This is a genomic window from Cupriavidus sp. YAF13, assembly GCF_052113425.1.
Taxonomy (GTDB): domain Bacteria; phylum Pseudomonadota; class Gammaproteobacteria; order Burkholderiales; family Burkholderiaceae; genus Cupriavidus.
In genome coordinates this window covers 1-1725 of the sequence record NZ_JBFRDD010000134.1, presented here as the reverse complement: position 1 = coordinate 1725, position 1725 = coordinate 1, and the positions used below count along the sequence as shown (strand labels likewise).

The following is a 1725-nucleotide window of genomic DNA, read 5'->3' as shown; positions in this document are numbered from 1 at the left end:
GCCACCTGGTCTATATCTTTTACCTTCTAAATATTCATCCGATTTATATATATAAACGTAAAATTGCGGGGAGAAATGATAGTAATGACCAATCCTACCAGTTACTGAGTCATATAGATAACCATTCTGRTTAATTARTACTTCAGTATCTTTCTTAGGTTTATAATCATGTAATTGTTGAATATATGTTTTRTGATACAGGTCATCAGAATCAAGCCTAACAATATAAATATAATCGTTAGATTGACAGCTTTCTTTTAGTCCATTCATATGTTCAGCTTTGTTTACAAACTTAATATTGYTTGGAAGTTCTTTGTATTGTGCAAGAGCTTCTTTTAYMAGCTTTTCTGTACTGTCTTCATAKCGCACTAGGGTTAAGAAATTTTGATTTGTTTGCTTTTTTAAGCTACTGACAGCATATTTCATAAACAAGKCCATTCTGTGGTCAATCCACTTTTTTTCAAATCTRTCAGGTGTAAAACCAAARGCATTAAARTGGATTTCTACAATAATCTTTTTTTTCATTTTGTTTTCCYCCTTTMTTAATTYRWATTYTATTTTTATAGCAAATAACRAATAGCTCTTTTTGAAGTTTCATTTTTTCTAATGATTAATTAGGGTTACATTTTATAATCCCATTTTGATGTTCTTTATTAAATACGGTTCTAGTAAATGTTTTAAAAAAAGATCTTTAATAGGTTAGCAACATCATCTGCACCATTCTTATACATTAACTTTTGAGTGGTACTTTTCATAAGAAGCTGCCTTTGTGGTKCTAGTRCCATGTTAATAGCTYTTTCTATCTCGAGTATACTTTCGTTTTTTATTACTATTGCYGCRCCTGCYTTTTCGGCACTTAATGCTCGAGCYACYTGATCATCAGTTTTTGTCATTTGATTCGGRATAATTATGGCRGGTACATTAAAGAATAATAATTCGTGGAATGAGTTATAACCACTGGCRGTTATYGCCAAGTCAAAAGCGTTATAATAGGATGARRTRGGATAATCYCGTATAATTATCAAATTTTCTTGTTCRGGGATTTGTAGTTTTTTYCCTATAATTGATTCACTTATTACAATARAGATATCTTTTCTTTTCCTTAATGCGGTAAGGATGTTSGARATAGTAGGATTGATATCATTAATATTRCCTGCTCCGAGGCTTACGAAGACAAGTTTATGATTTTCYGGAACCTTCCATTTTTTTCTTAGACTCTCTCTATTTAATAATTCACTTTTCTCYAAATAAATTATTGGGTCGCTGTAATAATRTTTACCTGTTTTCTGTTCTTCTTGAGGTATAAATAGTTCTTTGGGAACAATTATCATATCAAATTCTTTTTCTTTCTTATCTACTTCAGGACGGACTTTCTTTCCTAGTCCCCTTCTCATCCATACTTTTTTCATGCCTTTCGTTTCACGCATTGAAGTTATTAATCCTGCATACGGATATACCCCATCGAAGAAAAGTAAATTAGGCTGATGGACCTTTATAATCCTACGGAGATGTTCTTGGAACATTGAATGCCACTCTTTGGAGTTTACATATTTTCGACAAACCATTTGGGAGGGAATATGATATCCTAAAAAGCCTTCCTGTAAAATAAGATTCATAGCAGCACTAGTAGAAAAGAATATAATTTCTCTATTTGGATCTAACCTCTTTAACCTTTTAGCTATTGCCAAACACCTGGTTAAGTGTCCTAATCCAGCACTCCAGCAC

Annotated in this window: 2 protein-coding genes; both read right to left on the bottom strand. The window is 31.9% G+C overall.

The genetic code is table 11. The features are described 5' to 3' along the window. On the bottom strand, positions 1–525 hold a 525-nt coding region (locus AB4061_RS40460), incomplete at its 3' end, for a glycosyltransferase (protein WP_441641641.1). Positions 526–677: 152 nt separating this feature from the next. Beyond that, positions 678–1331: a glycosyltransferase gene (locus tag AB4061_RS40455; RefSeq protein ID WP_441641642.1), complete on the bottom strand. Its 654-nt coding sequence runs from the start codon at positions 1329–1331 to the stop codon at positions 678–680. Positions 1332–1725 lie beyond the last annotated feature (394 nt).